17 protein-coding genes are annotated in these 21,864 nt (G+C 46.0%); 3 read left to right on the top strand and 14 right to left on the bottom strand.

Annotated features, from left to right (window positions below; translation table 11 throughout):
- Together ABEW32_RS22785 and ABEW32_RS22780 are read right to left on the bottom strand one after the other, a co-directional pair.
- On the bottom strand, nucleotides 1-889 hold an 889-nt coding region (locus ABEW32_RS22785), incomplete at its 3' end, for an Ig-like domain-containing domain (RefSeq protein WP_430192070.1).
- 17 nt (nucleotides 890-906) lie between these two features.
- Nucleotides 907-2,730 (bottom strand): motility associated factor glycosyltransferase family protein, encoded by a 1,824-nt coding sequence (locus ABEW32_RS22780; RefSeq protein ID WP_430192068.1) that lies wholly within the window; start codon nucleotides 2,728-2,730, stop codon nucleotides 907-909.
- Nucleotides 2,731-3,232: 502 nt separating this feature from the next.
- Here ABEW32_RS22780 and ABEW32_RS22775 point away from each other — a divergent pair.
- The gene (locus tag ABEW32_RS22775) at nucleotides 3,233-4,465 is read left to right on the top strand and encodes an MFS transporter (protein WP_430192066.1); all 1,233 of its coding nucleotides are present in this window, start codon (nucleotides 3,233-3,235) and stop codon (nucleotides 4,463-4,465) included.
- Nucleotides 4,466-4,593: 128 nt separating this feature from the next.
- On the opposite strand, the gene ABEW32_RS22770 is transcribed toward ABEW32_RS22775, so the two are convergent.
- Entirely contained in the window at nucleotides 4,594-6,273 is a 1,680-nt protein-coding gene (locus tag ABEW32_RS22770; protein ID WP_430192072.1) for a glutamine--tRNA ligase/YqeY domain fusion protein, read from the bottom strand.
- A gap of 207 nt (nucleotides 6,274-6,480) precedes the next feature.
- On the opposite strand from ABEW32_RS22770, the gene ABEW32_RS22765 reads away from it, so the two are divergent.
- Nucleotides 6,481-7,206: a copper amine oxidase gene (locus ABEW32_RS22765; protein WP_430192064.1), complete on the top strand. Its 726-nt coding sequence runs from the start codon at nucleotides 6,481-6,483 to the stop codon at nucleotides 7,204-7,206.
- Between the two features lie 84 nt (nucleotides 7,207-7,290).
- Nucleotides 7,291-7,839 (top strand): GNAT family N-acetyltransferase, encoded by a 549-nt coding sequence (locus ABEW32_RS22760; protein WP_430192062.1) that lies wholly within the window; start codon nucleotides 7,291-7,293, stop codon nucleotides 7,837-7,839.
- A gap of 104 nt (nucleotides 7,840-7,943) precedes the next feature.
- Here ABEW32_RS22760 and ABEW32_RS22755 read toward each other — a convergent pair whose 3' ends face one another.
- The 11 genes from ABEW32_RS22755 to ABEW32_RS22705 form a co-directional block, all read right to left on the bottom strand.
- Nucleotides 7,944-8,438 carry a GNAT family N-acetyltransferase gene (locus tag ABEW32_RS22755; RefSeq protein ID WP_430192060.1) on the bottom strand — a complete coding sequence of 165 codons (495 nt, stop codon included), beginning with the start codon at nucleotides 8,436-8,438 and terminating at the stop codon, nucleotides 7,944-7,946.
- Between the two features lie 125 nt (nucleotides 8,439-8,563).
- A complete protein-coding gene (locus ABEW32_RS22750) occupies nucleotides 8,564-9,793 on the bottom strand; it encodes an MFS transporter (protein WP_430192058.1) in 1,230 nt (409 codons plus the stop codon).
- A 46-nt stretch (nucleotides 9,794-9,839) separates the two neighbouring features.
- Nucleotides 9,840-11,972, bottom strand: coding sequence for a molybdopterin-containing oxidoreductase family protein (locus ABEW32_RS22745; protein WP_430192056.1), 2,133 nt, complete (start codon nucleotides 11,970-11,972; stop codon nucleotides 9,840-9,842).
- A gap of 354 nt (nucleotides 11,973-12,326) precedes the next feature.
- Nucleotides 12,327-13,172 carry a formate/nitrite transporter family protein gene (locus tag ABEW32_RS22740; RefSeq protein WP_430192054.1) on the bottom strand — a complete coding sequence of 282 codons (846 nt, stop codon included), beginning with the start codon at nucleotides 13,170-13,172 and terminating at the stop codon, nucleotides 12,327-12,329.
- A 388-nt stretch (nucleotides 13,173-13,560) separates the two neighbouring features.
- The gene (locus ABEW32_RS22735; protein ID WP_430192052.1) at nucleotides 13,561-14,922 is read right to left on the bottom strand and encodes an FAD-dependent oxidoreductase; all 1,362 of its coding nucleotides are present in this window, start codon (nucleotides 14,920-14,922) and stop codon (nucleotides 13,561-13,563) included.
- Nucleotides 14,923-15,311: 389 nt separating this feature from the next.
- A complete protein-coding gene (locus ABEW32_RS22730) occupies nucleotides 15,312-15,788 on the bottom strand; it encodes a glutathione peroxidase (RefSeq protein WP_430192050.1) in 477 nt (158 codons plus the stop codon).
- Nucleotides 15,789-15,902: 114 nt separating this feature from the next.
- A complete protein-coding gene (locus ABEW32_RS22725) occupies nucleotides 15,903-16,796 on the bottom strand; it encodes an ABC transporter ATP-binding protein (protein ID WP_430192048.1) in 894 nt (297 codons plus the stop codon).
- A 178-nt stretch (nucleotides 16,797-16,974) separates the two neighbouring features.
- Nucleotides 16,975-17,994 carry an LLM class flavin-dependent oxidoreductase gene (locus ABEW32_RS22720; RefSeq protein WP_430192046.1) on the bottom strand — a complete coding sequence of 340 codons (1,020 nt, stop codon included), beginning with the start codon at nucleotides 17,992-17,994 and terminating at the stop codon, nucleotides 16,975-16,977.
- A 135-nt stretch (nucleotides 17,995-18,129) separates the two neighbouring features.
- Nucleotides 18,130-19,275 carry an AI-2E family transporter gene (locus tag ABEW32_RS22715; RefSeq protein ID WP_430192044.1) on the bottom strand — a complete coding sequence of 382 codons (1,146 nt, stop codon included), beginning with the start codon at nucleotides 19,273-19,275 and terminating at the stop codon, nucleotides 18,130-18,132.
- 150 nt (nucleotides 19,276-19,425) lie between these two features.
- Complete coding sequence (locus ABEW32_RS22710; RefSeq protein ID WP_430192042.1) at nucleotides 19,426-20,439, bottom strand: LCP family protein; 1,014 nt, start codon at nucleotides 20,437-20,439, stop codon at nucleotides 19,426-19,428.
- Between the two features lie 119 nt (nucleotides 20,440-20,558).
- Nucleotides 20,559-21,497, bottom strand: coding sequence for a cation diffusion facilitator family transporter (locus ABEW32_RS22705; protein ID WP_430192040.1), 939 nt, complete (start codon nucleotides 21,495-21,497; stop codon nucleotides 20,559-20,561).
- Nucleotides 21,498-21,864: the final 367 nt, after the last annotated feature.

Here is a 21,864-nt window from a genome sequence, read left to right as displayed (position 1 = left end):
TCCCTGCATACGGGTTCATTGCAAAGTCTGTCAGCGTTCCTGAAGTAATTTCCAGATAGTACGACTTCCCTTCCTCTAGGCCACCCGAAAAGGTAAAATAGGCGTTATTTCCCCAGGTTGATACAGATCTCCCCTTTTGCCAATCACCTGATATCGACAACTCACGCACTACCCCTCCTCCCGAAGCCTCATGCAGCCTTACATAACCTTGGTTCCATCTTATGGGCTCATTAAACTCCATCACAAAGTTCGCATCGTAGGGGCTCACCCCGCTCATATCCGGACCCTCCGGCCCCTTACTTACCAGCTTCGGTGCAGTGGTGTCTGCTGTCCGGAAACTCCACGTATTCTTATCCCAAATCGCATTGCTTCCCTGACCTCCACGATCTACAAACATCCCCGAGCTGACTTCTACATAGTACCGAGTACTGTCTGACAACGGGTGATCCAGTTCCATCCGTACATGCTGTCCACTGATTTGGATCATGCCTCCGTAGGTCGTTCCTCCGCTCACATCTATCCGGCCTGCTTCACGCCCATCTTCCTCGCGAACCACCAGATGGCCGGTACCCAGTTGCACCGCTTCGCTGAACGACATATCTAGATTGGCGGACAAAGAGACGCCGCTTGCCTGGGGTGAAAGCCAGGTATAGTATGGCGGCTCGTCCATTTGCGCCTGCATATAGACCGATGAAACCACGCGGGATGGAGAGACATCCTGAACGAACCCATCAGACACTGATACACTTTCCGTCGTGCTGTCGCTCACGCTCTCTGATGCGAACGCAGCTGACACATAAGGGTTTGCAAGGTTGAGCACTTGTGTTGTCAGCACACTTGCCTTAATCATTCGATTCATATGATTCTTATTTCTTTTTTTCTTACTCATATACGTGCTCCTTTTACTTAGGTGTGAATGGAACGGTGAAATTCACGGATGTCACTCTTGATTTCCTTATAATCTTGCTGACATTTCCATATGAAATCCCCGAAATACAGCAGGATTTGCTCCCCTCTACTCATAGGATTCCTACTGCTTTGAATGGCGTCCATCTTACTGTACAAAAACTCATACCGCATACGTTGACGAGGCAGAACATATATCTTGAAAAAGCAATTACCTAATAATGAGGCAAACAAATCGTCAAACTGTCCGAACAACACGTTCAGCATATTAGCCTGCTTTAGGGCAATCTTATGTTTAATTTTGAGCAGAGCATGATGAATCTGTTCCATAATGGCTTGAAAATCCTCTTCATCCTGTTGGAGCTCTGCAATGCGTGATTTCAGAAACAAGGGATCGTATTTTGAATCGCTGCTGATTTGCAGCCATGAAGCATTAATCGATTCCTTTAACCGCCTTTGAATTACTTCTTCCAAGTTGTGAAAAGTCGTCCCTTGGATAACAGCACCTTCACGCGTTGTGTTTATAAAATCAGTTTCCTTCGCTCTACTGATGTAAAATTCCATCTCTGTTTTCATTTTGATAAAAGACTGTCGAGTAACCACCTGCTGACCATGAACACCATCCACACGTGGCAAATCTGCACTAGCTGGTACGCCTTTGGCATGGGTAATTCCCTCAGCATAATATTGCTCGCCCCGATAAGCTAAGTTTTGACCTACCAACACAATAGGGTCTGCCTTCATCCGGATCATACATTGAAGTGCAATGACGGCTACAGAGGGAGCATCATTAATAATTGTTGGCTTATTTCCCTCGGATGTGCGCAATACATGCTTGCAGAGTTCGTCCTGAGAGATGATGATATGCATGAGACGCCCTGGATAGTCGTCGAGTGTGTGTTTACCGACTGTACTGCCGAAAATGAGGGGTATAGAATCAATTTGCTTGTCGATCACCTTCTGAATTACATTTACGTTGTATTCATTAGGATCATAACTAAATGTTCCGTGCGGATAAATGCCATGCTCCACCAGCGTGTTTACTGCCGAACCTACCGTAAACAGGTATGCAAGATTATTCTCCCGAATGTAGCGCAGGTGCTCAATTTCGTCGTTAAGCGAAGGGCCAGCAGAAATAATCAAGACGGGCTTGCCCGCAATATACTTAGAGCCGGCATGCAGAAAGTCAGAACTATGTAAAATAAAAGGGAAATTGTGCATGCTGTTTAGCGCCCACTTTTTTTCGTAAACATGGTTGATAGCCATTTTTTCCTTCTTGTTAGAGACCATCCTATATAATGTTTCATTAAACTTCTTCAATTGGGCATTGAATAAGGTGCGATACGGGAGCCACGGAATGACCAGCACTCCAGATACACGGTCAATCAACCTGTGCAGTGTTCCAAGCGTCTCACCAGTAATTGCTCCTGCCATAACTTCTTCGATCTTCTCATCAGCAAGCCAATCGTCTTCATTCAGATGCTGTAAAAAAATATTCATCACGCCAGTGCTCGGCTCCATGATGGAGAAGCTTGTATTCGGGTGTCTACTCAGAAACTCGCGAATATGATACCCTAGTCCTACTCCAAAAAAGATCACATGCGCTTGAGGTTCCACTTCTTTAAAACCGGATACAAACAACTCTGCTTCCCGCGCAGGCTGCTCAGGATCATGCAAATAATATGAACACCCCTCATAAGTCGTTACTATATTAGGCTCTTTGGTTTCAGAAGTCAGCAATTCATATCCTTCTCCTGCCTGAAGCAGATGAAGCCGAGGAAAACGGCGATACAAGGAGTTGTCTCTACGATGCTGTAATGCCATTTTTCGATCCTTTCCATCCAATATTCACAAAACCAAATAATATAGGTCGGATAATTGGTCCTAAATATCCTAAATAGGAATATTATTCATATTTTATGTAATATCTGCGACAATGTATTTTCATTTAGAAAAAAATAATCCTAAATTCTCCTGATTATGGATTAAGTATCGGCTTTTCATTATGTAAACTTTAGGTCTTAAGAACCTATTTACAAATAAAAACTTTGTAACCTGCACAATCTCTGCTGAACCATCAATATATAGACTCAAACGCTGTATTTTATCTATATGTCGCCTTTAGGGCTGTTAAATTTAGAACTAGCAAAATAACACAATAATTATTAAGTTCTTTTAAATTATTATGGTCAAATAATTATTACATAATTGTTAATTTATTGGTTTGTTAACCCTTTCAACACATGATACATTGGAATAAAGAACCTTCCCACAGATCGGCATCGGTGCGTAGTTCTCTATCGGGCTAAGAAAGGAATGGCTTGTCTTGCAAAAGAGAGAAATTCAAGAGACTCCCCTATATTCCCTAAAGCTATATAACTTTTTTCTATATGGAGCTATGGTCATTTTCTCCAGCTTTTTCCCGTTGTATTTGCAAGATATCGGCATGGACAAGCTGGAGATTGGGAGTCTGATGGCCATCGGGCCTTTTGTATCTGTATTCGCGAACCCTTTTTGGGGATATACAAGTGACCGGAGTCGAAATCTCCGACGTATTCTACTATTTATGATTATAGGTACACTGTTACTGCTACAAGCTTTATTTCATGTTCACACGTATGTCATGATTTATGTGTCAATGATTGGCTTTTACTTTTTCCAAAGCCCATTATTTGCCCAAAGCAACACCCTGATTCTCAGCTATATTGAGGGCACAGACCGAAAATTTGGTTCATTTCGCATATGGGGTTCCCTCGGTTGGGCTGTGACTGCGGCAGTTGCTGGCATAGTTATTGACCACACAGGAGTATCCAGTATCTCTACCATCTTTACGATACTTCTTCTGGCTGCATTGCTCTGCACTTTGGCAATTCCACCACTGAAAAGCACTGTGGAGACGGCAACCATACATTTGCGTGGCTTTGGCAGTATTTTATTAAACGGATACTTTATATCCTTCATTTTATTGGGTATCCTGGTATCCATTCCGAATTCAATCAACAGTGCCTTTATGTCCCTGTATATTACCGAATTAGGCGGGTCCAAGCTGATGCTTGGTTTTGCTGTTTTTATGTCATCGGTATTCGAAATTATTGTCTTTTTGCTGTTTGATCGCTTCTTAAAGAAAAAAATGACCGTGATGGTCGGCTGTTTGGCACTCGTCAGTTTGCTGTTTGCTTTACGTTGGGAACTGATGGCGCTGGCTACAGATCCGATTCAGATCGTGTTCATTCAAGCACTTCATTGCGTCACCTTCGGTGGTTATTTTTACGTAGGCACCCAGTTGACCGTCCTGTTCACGCCTACAGCATATCGATCATCCGGACAGGCCGTATATACCTTGACCTGGAGTGGTATATCCGGTATCGTAGCAGGTTTTGCGGGAGGTTGGCTATTCCAGAACTTCGGCGGTGAAATGATGTACCATGCAGGTGTCTTCTTCGCCCTGCTGGGCTCTGCGGGATTCGCTATTATGTGGTATATGCTGTACAAGAACGGTTACCAGCCAGGACATGGCGGCGAGCATAAACCATTAGAAGAGGCACCACAACGACAATAGAGCATCCTCAAGACAATGGTCCATGTCTGAAGAAGAGGTGTACGAATAATAAAGGAGTCTGCCGACGGCAGACTCCTTTTTCACTTGGTCGCGCGAAGCTACCAGCTATCCTACTCTTTCCGAGCATCTTATTGCTTAGGCAATTGGAAAGAGCTTTTCAAAGATACCACACGGTTAAATACAGGCTCACCTGGTTTGGAAAGCTTCGGATCTACACTGAAATAACCATGACGGAAAAATTGGAACTTGTCCTGTGATTGCGCTTCTTTCATATTCCGCTCCACATAGCCATGAGCAATTTCCAAAGAGTTCGGATTTAATTGATCAAGGAATGTTTTTTCCGAGCCATCCTCTTCCATTGCCTCTGGTTCCTCTGCATTAATCAATGGCTCATACAAGCGGAATTCAGCTGGAACAGCCTGAGTAGCCTCTACCCAATGGATCGTACCTTTCACTTTACGTCCTGTAAAGCCCGATCCACTCTTGGTTTCTATATCATAGGTACAGTGAATCTCCGTTACACGGCCGTCCGCATCTTTAATGACATCGTTGCATTTAATGAAGTAAGCATGTTTGAGACGAACCTCATTACCAGGGAACAAACGGAAGTATTTGCTCGGCGGATTCTCCATAAAATCCTCACGCTCGATATAAATTTCACGAGAAAACGGAATTTGGCGTGTTCCAAGCTCCGGATTTTCTGTATTGTTCTCCGCCTCCAGCATTTCCACTTGTCCTTCAGGATAGTTCGTAATGACCACCTTCAACGGATCTATAACTGCCATCGTGCGGGGTGCCTTAAGCTTCAAATCCTCACGTGCAAAATGCTCCAGCACCTGCAAATCAATGACTCCGTAGGCTTTGGAAATGCCTGTCTCATATACGAAGCTGCGAATAGCCTCTGGCGTATAGCCGCGACGACGCAAACCAGAAATGGTCGGCATCCGCGGATCGTCCCAACCGTCTACGTGTTTTTCATCAACGAGAAGCTTGAGCTTACGTTTGCTGGTTACCGTTTGAGCCAGATTCAGCCGTCCAAATTCGTATTGATGAGGTACGTTTTCCATCTCGCATTCAGCTACAACCCAATCGTACAGCGGGCGCTGATCTTCGAACTCCAGCGAGCACAGCGAATGCGTTACACCCTCAATCGCATCTTCCAGCGGATGAGCATAGGAATACATCGGATAGATGCACCAGGTGTCGCCTGTATTGTGATGGGCTGTGTGTGAAATACGGTAAATAACCGGGTCACGCAAATTGATGTTTGGCGAAGCCATATCAATCTTGGCACGCAGCACCTTTTCACCATTCTCGTATTTGCCTGCACGCATCTCTTCAAACAGCTTCAGATTGTCTTCCACACTGCGATCCCGATAAGGGCTGTTTTGTCCCGGTTCTGTCAGTGTTCCGCGCGTTTCACGGATTTGGTCCGCGCTTTGATCATCTACGTAGGCTTTCCCCTTTTGAATCAGCAGGATAGCACGCTTGTACATCTCTTCAAAATAATTGGAGGCAAAATGTTTCTCCTCCCATTCATAGCCAAGCCACTTTACGTCCTCCTGAATGGAGTTCACATATTCCGTGTCTTCCTTCGCCGGATTGGTGTCATCAAAGCGCAGGTTCGTGCGTCCTCCGAATTCATCTCCCAACGAGAAATTGATCCAGATGGCTTTAGCATGTCCAATATGCAAATATCCGTTGGGTTCAGGTGGAAAGCGTGTAACAACCTCCTTTACCTTACCCGTACGTAAATCCTCTTCAATAACATTTTTAATAAAATTGGGGGGAGTAATCGGCTTCTCCACGCTAATCAACCTTTCTTCCGTATAATCTGTGTGTAACCTGTTCCCTTAAATATACCCTTTCACACCGCATAACTCAATAAAATGAAAATCGGGAAGCTCTCTTCAGCAGAAAAAGATGCAAGTTATGAAAAAGAGTTAACATTTTCGGCAAATAAATTCGTTATAGTGTATATATCTTTTATTTTATCCGGAAAAGGAGACCCACCCGTGTCTAAGCTGTTGATCGTCATCCTGCTGTCTATGCTGTTATCCTCTTCCGTTATGACTTCCGATCATCCTTCATCAAGCATGATGACCGAAACCATACAGTCTCATCTGCTGGCCAGCGCGCCAGAAAACTCATCTGTCCGCTTATATGCCGTGAGTCCATCGCAGGGACTCTTTCATTCAGCCGTACTGGAAATCGGCCAGCAGCGCCGCACATTCGAGTGGTCGGGCTCGGCGGATATTTCCACTGCACCACAGTTATTTTACAGAGATGTAAACGAAGACGGAATCCGTGAAGCCGTTGTAATCCTCACGCGCGCCTCGGGAACGGGTGTGGAATTGCAGGAGTTGCATATTGTGAACGTACAGACAATGGAGGAATACGCAGTGGAATCGGCAGCACATGCTGTATCCCAGCGAGTACACAGCTCAGTGGAGCTACGTGATCACAACCGTCAGGTGCATATCGCAGTTACAATTGACGGTACTACACACACGATGGACCCCAAAGCGTCCGTATTTTACGATGATCCAGCCCAATTTTCAAAACATCTCGATTTTAGCTCTGTTGTAATGTATGATGCCGAACAGCTTCCTCTACATTCCACTGTATCTGGTAGCGTATCGCCAAGCGAATTTGTAGGGGATTTAGACCTGAAATATGTATACGAGCAGGGGCGGTTCCGGGTGGGACCTATAAAATTTGAAGCTTCCTCTCCCTTTTGACGACTCTCGCAGAATAAGGTAGCATGGGATTAAATGCTAGACTGGCTGGTTTAGCGATTTTCCGAGTGAAAGAGGGGATTCATTATGTTTACATACGCGTTGGACGAACGCACAGTCCTTCGGCCGCTCACCAAGGAGCATGTGCAGCCTCTGTTTGAGCTGATTGAAATGTCCCGTGACCGCCTGCGTCAATGGCTTCCATGGGTAGACTCCACCACAGAAATCAGCCACACAGAGCAGTTCGTGCAGGGCGCCTTAAAACAAGCCGCAGAGAACGGCAGTCTGACCGCTGGAATTTGGATCGACAACGAGCTCGCCGGCATCATCAGCTACCATGAGATCAATTGGGCTCACCGTTCGGTCAGCATCGGATACTGGCTTGGACACGGTTACGAAGGACAGGGTCTTATGACCAGTGCCTGCCGCGTATTCGTCGAATATGCGTTGATGGAGTTGAATCTCCATCGGGTCGAAATCCGTTGCGCAACAACGAACCGCCGCAGCCGCGGTATTCCAGAACGTCTGGGCTTTGTACTCGAAGGCATCGTACGCGAAGCAGAGTTGCTGCCAGATGGCTATATGAACCACGCAGTGTATGGTATGCTCCAGAATGAATGGAAGCAACTTCGCTAACCCTGTACTGCGCAAGAACGCCGCAGGCCTAATTAGGTCTGCGGCGTTCTTGGCTACGAACTGGACATTACAACCAAATGTTGCTGCTTGTCTATAGCCTTGGCCTATTTTAAGAAATAGGCCATTAAAACATCATCCACGAATTGGCCTGCTATATAAAACTCCTCATGCAGTCTTCCTTCAATCACAAAACCGCATTTTTCATAAAACATAAGGGCTTCCGTGTTGCATGAGAGTACACGCAAACTCAATTTGCGTATGCCCTCCGCAGCTGCAATGTCCTTCATGGAGTTCATAAGCGCCGTCCCAATACCTTTGCGATGATAGGCTGGATGTACAGCTATATTTATTTCGAGTACATGACAATTACTAGCCAACAGCGTTGGAGGACGAAATCCAATATACCCGCAGAGCACTTCCTGCTCAATGGCGACCAATTGAGAGCCTGGGGGCGTATTGCGCAGAAACTCTCCGCGCGACTTCCATGACAGCGAGGCAGGAGCCGTGCGTTCATTCCATACCAATTCATCCAGCGCAATCAGATCAGGAGCATCCTTCATCTCCGAATGACGTATCGTCAAGGGTTGACTTGTAAACAATTCCTTTCAATCCTTCCTGTGAAGGCTTTCCTGAAGCAATAACTGCAACCATCTGTCACTTATTGTACCATATTCACAGCCCATTACTGAACTTTTATTGGGACTTAAGGACTGGGAACACCAACCTATGGAGTAGTAGTATCCAAAGTATCCAAATCATGTCGGAAACGGTTCAACCAGCTATGTAGGACGAAAAACAGGATGGATAATACGGCTACGCCTGATGCCAGCCAAAGCGTAGGCGGTAACCCGCCGCCATCATACAACTTTCCCATAATATAAGGTCCCATCACCCGTCCGGCTGCGCCAATGCCCCCCACAAGTCCGATGTAAAAGGGCGCACCCCGACCTCCATGATCCGACAAAAATGCCGGAACCGCAGGTGCAATCAGCATTTCTCCCAGAGTCGCCAATACCATAGCGAATATCATCCCAGTATAGTTCTGTGTGCCCAGAATGACAATATAAGCGGCCAAATAAAATCCTCCAGCCCATGTCATCTGCGCCGAAGCGTGATGAGCGTACAGCCGTTTTATCCAGAAAATAATAGGTTGTGCGGCAAAAATAAGGATACCGTTCAACGTCCAAAGTAACCCATACATCGTCTTAGGCAAACCCTGCTCAATAATGTAGGGAGAGACTCCCGTATTCCAGATGGAATTGCCAAACCATAAAAAGAGCGATCCCAATCCCACAAAGAGATACAGCCTGGTATCACGAAATAGCAATCGAGCTGGTATTTCTTCTCTTTTCATCACAGATTTGCTGAGCTGAACTTCCCCCTCTTCCCGATCCACCCTGCTTAGATAAGACCAGAAGAATCCAGCAAATACCGCTGAAGTCACCCCGTTCATCACAAAGCTGAGCTGATAGGAAAGGTCGGCCAGAACGCCGCTCAGTCCCGTTCCCAGTGCCACCCCAATATTGTTCGCAACATAAATAATATTAAACAACTCTCCACGACGGTCAGCAAAACGAAAACCTACAAAGGCCTGAATCGCAGGCACGGACACCACATTAAAAAAGCCGATAAAGCCCATCATAATGACAAAAGCTACCCAATGACCACTCGTAAATGGAAGCGAGAGCAGTCCCAACGCATTCATGGCCAGTGAGCCGACAATCAGCTTTTTGGCTCCAATACGATGATAAAGAGCTCCGCCCAGCACTTGACCGAAAATCCCACCCAAAGACTGCACTAAAATCGCAATCCCCGCATCTTCCATACTACGGTTCAGCTCGTCAAATACATACATGCTAACGAGCGGCCACATGAGGGAACTTCCAGCAGAATTAATCAGGCTGGCCACGAGAAATACTTTTACTTCTTTCGGATAAGACTCCAACCATTTCATATCTTTTGCTTCTCCTTTTGCACCTGAAGCCATAAATGGCATATTCTCATTGGCGCTTCACATTCACCACCGTTGAGAAAAAAGTAGCCCCCTGCCCCATATCCGACAACCGGTCAGAGGTTAACGCATTGGCACGCTGTCTGCGTCCTTTGCCTTCCCACCATAATCCTTGGCTAATCACCGTGCCGGGCAGCATTAAATCGGTGACCCTGGCTTTCGACTCATACGTTCCTCTGTCATTCCAGACGGTAACCGGATCACCATCTGCAATGTCTCTTGCCTGAGCATCCTCCGGGTGAATTTGCAGCAAAGGCTCTCGCTCCAATCGCTGATGCTTGGGCAAATTTGCGAAAGTTGAATTCAGGAAATTGTGGTTAGGCGGTGAAACAAACATCAATGGAAAACGATCATCCACTTGTGGTCGATGCTCTCCGTCGTACCCCTCGATCAGCGGTACATAGGAGGGCAATGCGGGCAGACCTGCTTGTTTCATTTTTTCCGAATACAACTCGATCTTGCCTGAAGGCGTAGTTAGACGCTCCAGATAAGTAGCCTTTGGCGTCATGTCGAGCTTTACAAAAGGCGACTTTTTTAAGGCATCCAAGGTTACACCGTTAAGATAAGGGTTCATTGGATGATCAAGCGCGCCCACGATCATATCCTCTTCACTTTCCATAAAAGCAGCTTCATCAAAGCCCATCGCCCGTCCGAGCAGGCTAAACAGCTCATAATTGCTTTTGCTTTCCCCGAGCGGATCAATGACGGGCTGCTGCATTTGGATATAGTGGTGCCAATACGATTTGTATAGGTCTGTACCTTCAAAAGAAGACGCGGCAGGCAGAACAATATCTGCATATTGGGCCGTATCGGTTAGGAACAGGTCATGAACAACCGTAAACAGATTTTCTCGTTCAAATCCTTCCGTCACCCGTTCCGAATCGGGTGCTACAACTACCGGATTACTACAATATACGAATAACGCCTTAATCGGCTGTTCCTTCTGTAATAGCGCCTCCCCGATCCGGTTCATGTTAATCACCCGGGCATCGGGGTTCTGTCGCAGATCAGGACGCTCCAGGTAGGCGCTGTTCATCTTGGCATAAGCACCGTTGGAGCGCGACGCTCCCCCACCGTGCTTCAACCATTGTCCAGTCAGTGCAGGCAAACATGTAACTGCGCGTACGTTCATACCGCCATTATCATGATGCTGAAGCCCATTTCCGATGTTAATATAGGCCGCTCGTGCCTTCCCGTACATTTCCGCTAACCGGATAATATCCTCTTCTGGTACACCAGTAATCCGTGAAACCCGCTCTGGTGTATAGGTCTTAACATGCTCGCGCAATTCCTCATGACCTACTGTGTAGCGACGTAAAAATTCATCGTCTGTCAGTCCCTGATCAAACAGCACATGCATAACCCCCAGCGCAAGCGCCGTATCCGTGCCCGGATACAACGGAATGAACCAATCCGCCCATTGCGCCGTCCGGTTGCGATGAACATCAATAACGACCACCTTAGCACCTTTTTTACGTGCTTTCTCAGCCAGTACAACCTGATGCATGTTGGTACTGATGACATTTCCGCCCCATACAATAATGAGATCTGCATCCTCTGTATCCTCCGGGCTCGTGCCGCCCTTAAACCCCATAACAGATGCCCAGCCTTCATTCCCAGCCACGCTGCAAATCGTTTGGTCCAGCTGGCTTGAACCCAGTGCATTGAAAAAGCGACGATCCATTCCATCCACACTCAATACACCCATATTGCCATAAAAGCTGTAGGGGAGAATGGATTCCGGTCCATCCGTACGTATCAGTTCCTTGAACCGACCTGTAATGGTATCGATGGCCTCCTCCCAGCTAATTCGTTCAAACTTCCCTTCCCCTTTGGCGCCTACACGCTTCAACGGATAAAGCACCCGATCCGGATCATATACCCGCTCGGTCATATTGCGGACTTTGTTGCAAATAGCCCCTTTGGTGATGGGATGATCGGGATTACCAGTCACCTTGACTATCTTTCCATTTTCCTTATGAAGTAGGAGCCCACACGTATCCGGGCAATCCAACGGGCATACAGCCGGGAAAATACCGTTCTGCTGTTCCGTCATCCGCTGTCCTCTTTGTAAGTTATGTGGAATTGTGGCCCCAAGAGGCGCGCTATTGCGATGATCCATGTTGTTAATGCTCCTTTCATTACCGTTTCCAAAAATTACACTGCTCTTATCATATCTACAGCTTTGGTCTATGGCAAGAGAAGGATTTTACCACACAGCCTCTCTCAAAACATTAAAAAATCCACCTGCTGCATAGAACAAGATGGATTTTAAAAAGCATCACTATTTTTTTATCATGCTGTTTCACCGTTACGTAACCAGGGTAAAAGAGATCAAGGCATTATGGACGAGAGCACACTCATCCTCCATGCCAAATCATGGACCACTCCCAAAAAAATCCGCCATGACAGGTTTCGTTCCCCCGGGCCTGTCATGGCGGATTTGCTTTGTTCATTGCTTCATAAAATAACGTGATTATGCATGATCACTCAACGGCTTGGATGCAACTGAAGAAGTAGTTTGAGATTCATTCGCGGAATGTGCATTGGTTTGAGTTTTTTTCAGATAGGCCAGCCAGTAGGCTCCAGCCACAAACAGGCTGCCTCCTACCAAATTCCCCAACCAGACCGGAATAAAATTCATAACATAGTCTGCCCATGAAAAATGCCCTGCAAAAATAGCTGCCGGAATAAGAAACATATTGGCAACAACGTGCTGAAATCCGATAGCAACAAAGGCCATGGTCGGGAACCAAATTCCCATGATTTTGCCACCAACAGAGTCTGTACTGTACGCTAACCATACAGCAAGTGCTACGAGCCAGTTACATCCTATACCTGATATAAAAGACTGCAAAAAGCTTTCATGCAGCTTATGTCCTGCCATATCCACTACTTTGTCCAGATAAGGACCCGTTTCTGTTAAGCCCAAAACATGCCCAAAGAAAAATGCGACAAATAAGGCACCTGCAAAGTTGCTGAGCGTAATAATCGCCAAATTACGAAGCATAGCTCCGGTCTTGATTCGTCCTGCCCATCTTGCCAAAGGGACTGCCATCATATTGCCAGTCAGTAATTCTCCACCAGCGATCAACACCAATACCAGACCTACAGGGAACACCGCAGCTCCAATAAAGGTTGCAATACTTCCCCATTCTTTAGGTGCACTTGCAATAACGCGTATATCCAGCAAAAACCCGAGTGCAATAAATGCACCTGCCAAAAATCCCAATACCACCGCCACAGTCCACGGGTTGTTCGCCTTGGCCACTCCTGTTTCTACCGTCTTTTCGGCAATTTGCCCCGGTTTATAGCTTGCCATCTGCCCCGCCCCTTTAATATCTTCTAAGCAAAACATTCTTCTTTCATATTTTATTTAAAATCAGTGCTTTTGTTTGTGAAAAAAATCACTTTGTTAGCTATAAAAAAACAGCCCTTGGGAAAGGACTGTTTTTCTGTATTATTCATCTACTGATACTGCGCTGCTATGCGCTTTACAATTAATTATATTCTTCCTTTTCAACAGCTCTCAAGAACCAAAGAACTCCGCCCAGACCGACGGCAGCGACAACTACAAGAAAAAGGATATAAAACAAACCCATTATTACTTCTCCCCCTAATCCTTATGCTCTCTATATTGTACTATAAGGATTCATCTATACGCTTCAGATTGTTGACAAACTTATGAACAATGTCACAGACAAATCGAATTATACAGTAACTGGGTTCCGTTCGGATATTGTAGGCAATGCTTGTAAACCTGCCGCGTTCAGGAAATTCCAAGGTTTGTTATAGTGCGGCTGGAAGAAGAAATCTACAAAGGCCAACTGATCAATGGTCATATGATTTTGAATGGCTACAGACAGCGTGTTAATGGATTGCGTCAAATCGACCTTCGACATAATTTGTGCCCCAACAATTCTCCGTGTCTCCTGTTCATATACAACCTTCAACAATACCTTCTCAGAGGTAGGCATAAACTCAGGACGGTAGCTGTCCTCGATGGTTACAGCTTCTACAGTCATACCCTCGTCCATTGCTGCGGCTTCTGTCATTCCTGTTCCTGCAATATTATCTTCATAAATTTTGATACCCGAGGTTCCTTGTGTTCCCATGTAGGCAATGGTCGGTTGTACCAGATTGCGTGCAACCAGTGTACCCATACGAACCGCGTTAGTCGCCAACGGGATGTATGCTGTTTTGCCCGTCGGATTATACCGAATAGCACAACTGTCGCCTGCTGCAAACACGTCCGGGCAGCTACTTTGCATATAATTGTCTACAATAATCGCACCGTTAGGCAACATATCCACCTGACCTTTGAGCAGGTCCGTTTGAGGTCGGAAACCGATGCAGAGTATAACAAGCTCTGTTTCATATTCTCCTTTGGAGGTCACAACCTTGCTCACTTTACCGTTAGTCCCCTCAAAACGACTTACTGTTTCGCCAAGTACCAGCTTAATTCCGTGTTCTCTCAGAGAGTTCTCAATCCGGTCTGTATACTCATGGTCTAAATACTTATTCAATATACGATCAGCACTATCAATCAGTGTTACGTTCTTACCATTCATTTGAAAAGCCTCGACCAATTCAACACCAATATATCCGGCTCCAACAACTGTAATGTTCTGTACGTGCTGAGCTTTCTCAATGATTTCGTTCGAATGATTATAGTTTTTGCAGAGCAAAATATCATCAAGTTCGATGCCTTCGAGCTTCGGAATAATTGGCCACGATCCGGTAGTCACGATCAATTTATCAAATGTGTCCGTAAATTCCTCACCTGTTTGGAGATTACGTGCATGCAGCGTCTTGCCAACGGTATCCACACTCGTTACCTCATGAAGCATCTTGGTCACTACACCCATATCAGCCAGTTGGTCTGGGGACGAATAAAACAGTCCGTGCGGATCTTTGACGACACCACCTACGTACAGTGCAATACCACAAGATAAAAATGAAATATTGTCATTACGCTCATAGACCGTAATTTCGGCATCTGGATAACATTTAGCTGTATTAACAATCGCTGCCGTACCTGCGTGTGTACATCCGATAACTGCTACTTTCATGTTGAATTCCTCCTTGGTGTGTGGGCATAAAATGTATAATAATTGTGAATACTTTCACTTATATAACTCGTTACTTCTTGTGATTTATTTCACTTCATGCGCTTATTATAGTGTGATATTTTTCACATTACAATAGCTTTTTATGATATTCACAATTTGTCCACATTTTAAAAGGCAAGAATATCTGAACTCAGCCGTTTGCTGAAATCTTTTTTGCTCCATTCAGTTTTCCCTATCTGCCTCTTGATTATGCTCCTGGAACAGACTTTCCCACGATACGTCAATGTTGAGCCAAATGCGTATGTAGGGAATAAAAAAAGGTCCGTTTCCCCGAGACATGAGGAAATCAGACCTTGTTTAAACATATAGCTTGAATTTACACAAAACTATTATAATAACTGCTCAATAGCAGCTTTCATCACTTCTGGTGACTCCTTAGGCTCAAAACGCCCCACAGGCACACCCTCACGATTCACAATGAATTTCGTAAAATTCCACTGAATGGTACCATCTTCCTGTTCTCCAGGCTGCTGCTTCTTCAAATATACAAATAGAGGCGCTGTATCTGGTCCGTTCACATCCACTTTAGCGAATACCGGGAAATTAACCCCGTAATTCAATTGGCAAAATTCAGCCGCTTCCTCGCTGCTGCCCGGCTCCTGACCGCCAAATTGGTTGCAAGGGAAGCCTAAAACAACGAGTCCCCGATCCTTATATTCGTCATAAAGCTTTTGCAAATCCCCATATTGCGGGGTAAGTCCGCACTTACTGGCGGTATTGGCAATAACCAGCACTTTTCCTGTGTAAGTTTCCAGAGAAACCCCTTGATTGGCTGGTGTTACAGCATTATATGAGTAGACAGACACGCAGCATCCTCCTTCATGTCGCTTAGATTAGGTTCAAACCTATTTTACCCAAAACGTGACGGACATGCCAATATCCACAGACTCTTACCGAGATACTGCCACTTGGTGTGTCTCCTAACCTCTTGCTGCTACTTGTGGTCTAGCATCACGTCGCTCGGCAACAGGACCCACCGTTTGTTTCTCTTCCACACTCATTCCCTTTACTGCTTGGCTTACCGCAGGCTGACCAGCCAAAGCATACGGAAGACAGAGTGGTACACCCGTACGAGGATCAGTTACAATATCTGCCTCAATCCCGAACACCTCACGCAGCACATCGGGGGTCATAACCTCCGTCGGGGCTCCTACCGCCTTCGCTTTCCCTTTTTTGATCGCAATCATATGCTGAGCATAGCGGGCTGCGTGGTTCAAGTCGTGCACGACCATAACAATGGTGCGTTCTGCCGAAGTATTCAGATACTCTAGCAGATGCAGCACTTCCAGTTGATGCGCCATATCTAAAAATGTAGTCGGCTCATCCAAAAACAATATATCCGTATCTTGTGCAAGCGCCATAGCAATCCAGGCACGCTGACGCTGACCACCAGAAAGCTGATCAATCGGACGATCGTGAAACTCACTCATTCCTGTTACTTGTATTGCCCACTCTACCATTTTGCGATCGTCCGCTTTCATGGAGCCAAAACCTTTTTGATAGGGGAAACGTCCATAAGATACCAGTTCCGTCACGGTCAATCCTTCCGGTGCAGTAGGATTCTGCGGCAAAATAGCCAACTGCTTGGCTACCTCCCGAGTGGATTGCTTATGAATGGATTTACCATCAAGCAGAACACTACCGCCTTTAGGATTCATGATGCGAGCCATCGTCTTCAGGATGGTTGACTTACCGGAGCCATTTGCACCCACTAATGCTGTGATTTTCCCTTGCGGTATTTCTACATTCAGATCTTCTACAATCAATCGATCTTCATAAGCAATATCCAGATTTGCCGTTTTCAGACGAAACATTTGGAATCATCCCTTTCCCTTATCCAATATATATAGTCACGGGCTTAACGCACGACATTCATCAAAACTTCATTCTATCTTTATATAATAAAGATATTGATAATCATTATCAAGTGTTAACTCACAAAAAAAGATCACAGCCCTCAAGCTGTGATCTTCTGATTCTGGCAAATTTGCATTAAGCCTGTACAGAGGACAGTCCAAATGCTTCAGCCATGAGACGTATAGATTTCATTTTGGCATCGAAGTCGTGAATAATGCTGGCAACCATGATCTCCTGCGCATTATAGTCCTTGGATAATTGTTCAAGCTGACGCTTGACCTGTTCGGGTGAACCAACCATTATACGCTTGCGATTCTCACGAATGCGCATCTGGTCAAATGGCGTATACGGATACGCAAGCGCCTTTTCGACGGAAGGTGTTCCTGCGGAACGCGTTCCCTGTTCCAAAAGCACCAGGGACAAGTCCATGCTGGAAGCCAAGCGATTGGCCTCCTCTTCAGTATCCGCACAGATCGCAAATACGGCGACAAGCGAACGCGGCTGTTCACTATGCTGGGAAGGTTGGAAGCTATCCTGATATCCCTTCATAGCACCTGTGCCGCCTTCACCATTAATGAACTGCGCGAACGCGAAGCCTACGCCACGCTCGGCGGCCAGACCTGCGCTATCGCCGCTGGAGCCAAGCAGCCACATTTCCGGCACAGTGTCAACGAGCGGCATCGCCTGTAGCGAACCGAAGCGATGCTGGCTGCCTGTGCTATCATGCAAATAGGCTAACAGATCATCCAGTTGCTCGGGGTATAGATCAATACCGCCCCGCATTTTCCCCTCCTGCAAAGCTCTGGTCGCAATCGGCATTCCTCCGGGCGCTCGCCCCAGACCCAGATCAATGCGTCCCGGATACAATCCCTCCAGTACCCGAAAGTTTTCCGCTACTTTATAAGCGCTGTAATGGGGCAGCATCACACCACCTGATCCTACTCGGATCGTCCGGGTACGAGCAGCCAGATGTGAAATCAATACCTCCGGGCTGGAGCCTGCAAGGTTAGAGGCAGCATGATGCTCGGATACCCAGAAGCGATGATAACCTAGACGTTCCGCCTCTATAGCAAGCTCAGCAGTCTTTTGTAGTGCCTGAGCATGCGTCATGCCTTCCGATACCGGAGATTGGTCAAGAATGCTGAGTTTTATCATAAAAAGTCTGACCTTTCTATTTTGGAATAAGAATAGGCATTAAGTATAGCACGTAAAGCCACAGTTAACCAAGAGGGGCAAAATAGTCGATTACAGCGCCAATTAGTCATGTTTATTTTTCACAGATCCTTGCCCTTACTTTACTTTATCTGCTTCATAAAGATGTGAACGCTTTTGAAAGAAACTGAACAGATGGGTCACGATGACTTTCAAGACGGCATAGCCTGGAACAGCCAGTACAATTCCCACCACACCAAACAAATTACCTGCTGTCAAAATAACAAAGATGATCGTGATCGGATGTACTCGAAGTGATTTACCCATAATTTGTGGTGAAATAAATTTGCCCTCAATAAGCTGGACGACTGTCCATACGATCACCATTTTGAGCAGCATAACCGGCGAGGTCACTATAGCTACGATTAACGCGGGTGTAATGGCAATTGCAGGACCTAAGTAGGGAACCACGCTCGTAAAGGACGCAATAACCGCAAGCGTCAAGGAGTAGTCCAATCCAATAATCAGATAACCAATATACAGCAATACTCCAATACAGAAGCTGACAATGATCTGTCCACGAATATACGAGCTGACCTGATGATTCATTTCGGTCATGATACGATCTGTTTCTTTACGGAACATAGGGGGAAGCAATTTCAAAATCCACTGCGGCAGCTTGTGCCCATCTTTCAGCAAATAGAACAAAATGAACGGAACCGTAGCGATCGCAAGCACAGTTTCCGTAATCACACCCAAAAAGCTACCGACGCCAGTCCATGCATTGTTAATAAAGTCAGATAACTTTTCAGAAGCTTTGGAGGCCAGTTCAGATGGGTCCATCTGAATAGTGTTCTGAAACTGGTTCACAAAGTTGCTGCCAATCAGTCGCTCAAACTGTAGTTTGACTTGCTCGCTATAGGCAGGGACATTTTGGATAAGGCCCTGTATTTGATCCCGGATTACAGGTACCACCGATGTAATCACAATAGTGATGATCCCTATAATGAGCAAAAACAGGACAATAATGGAGTATACTCGCTTTACCTTATTTCGCTCCAGTACATCTACCAACGGATTGAGTAGATAGTACAACACGCCTGACAAAATGACAGGGAGAATGATCGTTTTCAGCAGCACAATGACAGGGGTAAATATGTATGAGATTTTGGTAAGCACTAAAATATTTAAGCCAATCAGCAGCAGTACCAACAGGAATAACACAAACTTGTTGTTCAGAAAAAACTTCTTAAATCGGTCTTTCCATGCCGGAGTTACTTCCACATGACATTCCCCTTCTCTTTATACAGATGAGTGTACGGCCTTCATAGTTACGATATATTTTTGGAACAAAATATACAAGGTTATACCCAAATAAACACAAAAGCAAACAAAGCTGTACGTTATCGTACGAACTTCGCTTGCTTTGAAAGGTTATGGAGTATCATTTGTCGTGGTGGCAGCCTCTACCGTCGTAGTCACGGGTTTGTTTTCTTGTTCAAAAAGATTCTGTATGAATCGCTTGAGTTTCCGTTCGTCCACACCCAACACCTGTGCGCCCTTGATGGTCTCACCGCGCACCAGTTCATTCGGCGGGATTTGCTGCTTCGCTACTGTTTGGGCATCGATATTAAAACCTAATGAAGCTAACTGCAGCATTTCCGTTGTACTTAGATTTGTTTCAATATAAGGAGAAATGCTATTTAAAATACTTGGCAGTTTAATGAGCGACGAGGTCGATTGTATTTTACTGCCCAGTTCGGTAATGAATTTGCGCTGTCGCTCCGTACGTGTAAAATCCGAAGTCGCATCATGACGGAAACGTACATATTGCAAAGCTGTTTTGCCGTCCATGTGCTGCATTCCCTTTTTCAAATCAATATCAAACTGGTGTTTGTCTGCCTTGGACGTATAATGCATGTCTTTTTCAACATCTAGGTCAATACCACCTACAGAGTCAACCAGTGCAATGAAGCCATTAAAATCTGTATATACATAATATTGAATCGGTATGCCCAGAAGATCGCTCACGGTCTGTCTGGTCAAATCCGGTCCACCGTAGGAAAAGGCAGCATTCAATCGACTTTGCCCATGCCCCGGGATCTTGACGTACGTATCACGAAGAATCGACATAAGTGTGGCCTTTTTCGTGACCGGATCAACAGAAGCAACCATAACTGAGTCAGAACGCCCTGAATCTTCTCCACGGGAATCTCCGCCTAGCAGCAGAATATTCACTCTCTCCGTTCCATCCCATTCTGGTGGGAGTGATACCTCTACAGGTTGTACATTGGTTGAGGTTTGGGATTGCGGTTTGAATTTCGAATCCTGCCCAGAAGCAACAGAAATTTGGTTCGTAAAATGATATATAGAATAAGCATAATATCCGCCCACTAAAAGGACTGCCGCAGTCACAGAAATACCTAGCCATTTTAAAAATTTTCGCATATTTTCGGGTAACCTCGCTTTTATTCATCATCGTTCGGCTTTTAAAAGCATACCCTTCCGGCAAGTTATCTGTCAATTCGCGTCGTCTGTTTTAGGGACGTTATTCGTATAGGCTACACCTAATTTCTAGGGTTATTTTGTGTCGGTTTCACCGTATGAGAGTCGTCTGCATACCACGGATTCAAATGGACAAGCACTTCATATACCCGCGGCTCCTGCTTCATGACAGCCCTCTTGATCAACCGGATAATATCGTGCCCCTGCTGAATCGTCAAAGAGGCATCCACTGAAGCTCGAATATCCACGATAATATAATGGCCGTGCTCACGGGCACGGATACGGTCAATACGCTGAACCTCGGCCACACTCATCGCGGCGGCCGCGTAGCTCTCAATTTCCTCAGTTGCAATGGCTTTTTCCATCAACACATCTATGGATTCGCGGCCCATTTCCCATGCAAGTCTCAGAACCAGCAACGCCACGACAAACCCTGCAATGGGGTCGCCGTAAGATAAAATCGGAATATCCCAATGTTCCCCGATCAATCCTAATCCGATACCCAATACAGCGGCCCCAGAGGCATACACATCAGCGAGGTGATCCTTTGCCGTCGCAATGAGTCCCTGGCTATTGGCTGCTCTGCCAATACGAATTGTATAGATATACAGCCATTGCTTCCAAAGCAGGGAAATAATAGCGGCCACCAATGCCAATATATGCTCCTGCGGGATCGGTTCGAACAGGGCGGCAATAGAATGATAGCCGATAAATATACCTGCCCCGAACAATATAACCGCCACCACACTAGCACCAATGACTTCTGCCTTACCGTGGCCATAAGGATGATCCTCATCTGGCGGCTGGCTGGATATTCTCATCGCTCCCAGTGCCGTTGCTGAAGCAATCACATCCCCGGCGTTATGCACACCATCGGCCACCAGCACCTTACTGTTGAACATGAGTCCTGCGATTATTTTAATGCCGGTTAAGAGGATGTTGCTAATCAGGCTGATCCATGCCGAGACCATAGCACGCTTGCCCATATCCTGTTCCTGCATAATGTATAACCCCTCCATATTATCTTATAAAAATTCTCCTACTCGCTATTCGGTTATCTCAAGGCATCTTTCGTTGCACTTTATCTTATGATGCTGTTCTTTCAGCGGCATAGATGAAGATTACAATAGCCCCGGAAGATGAGCCTCCCCGGGGCTATTATGATAACCATCATGGAGCATTCTATGAGAATACCCCCATTTTATCTATCTGGACCGTCCGCGCCGGCCTCCTTGACTTTGGCCACCACGCGGACCGCCTTTGGCTTGTCCACCGCGTCCACCTTGGCCTCCGCGTGTGGAATTGCCGCTGTTGCGGTCATATCCGCCACGGCTGCTGCTTTGCCCTGCCGAGCGGCCTTGGCCTCCG

This window comes from Paenibacillus jamilae, from assembly GCF_050482105.1.
In the GTDB taxonomy this organism is placed as follows: domain Bacteria; phylum Bacillota; class Bacilli; order Paenibacillales; family Paenibacillaceae; genus Paenibacillus; species Paenibacillus jamilae_B.
This window is presented reverse-complemented; position numbering and strand designations above follow the sequence as displayed.

Excerpts from the sequence above, each read along its gene's own strand:
- ABEW32_RS22705 (WP_430192040.1), bottom strand. The coding sequence starts at position 21,497 with ATGCAGGAACAGGATATGGGCAAGCGTGCTATGGTCTCGGCATGGATC.
- ABEW32_RS22735 (WP_430192052.1), bottom strand. The coding sequence starts at position 14,922 with ATGAAAGTAGCAGTTATCGGATGTACACACGCAGGTACGGCAGCGATT.
- ABEW32_RS22780 (WP_430192068.1), bottom strand. The coding sequence starts at position 2,730 with ATGGCATTACAGCATCGTAGAGACAACTCCTTGTATCGCCGTTTTCCT.
- ABEW32_RS22745 (WP_430192056.1), bottom strand. The coding sequence starts at position 11,972 with ATGGATCATCGCAATAGCGCGCCTCTTGGGGCCACAATTCCACATAAC.
- ABEW32_RS22750 (WP_430192058.1), bottom strand. The coding sequence starts at position 9,793 with ATGAAATGGTTGGAGTCTTATCCGAAAGAAGTAAAAGTATTTCTCGTG.
- ABEW32_RS22720 (WP_430192046.1), bottom strand. The coding sequence starts at position 17,994 with ATGATAAAACTCAGCATTCTTGACCAATCTCCGGTATCGGAAGGCATG.
- ABEW32_RS22725 (WP_430192048.1), bottom strand. The coding sequence starts at position 16,796 with ATGTTTCGTCTGAAAACGGCAAATCTGGATATTGCTTATGAAGATCGA.
- ABEW32_RS22740 (WP_430192054.1), bottom strand. The coding sequence starts at position 13,172 with ATGGCAAGCTATAAACCGGGGCAAATTGCCGAAAAGACGGTAGAAACA.
- ABEW32_RS22710 (WP_430192042.1), bottom strand. The coding sequence starts at position 20,439 with ATGCGAAAATTTTTAAAATGGCTAGGTATTTCTGTGACTGCGGCAGTC.
- ABEW32_RS22760 (WP_430192062.1), top strand. The coding sequence starts at position 7,291 with ATGTTTACATACGCGTTGGACGAACGCACAGTCCTTCGGCCGCTCACC.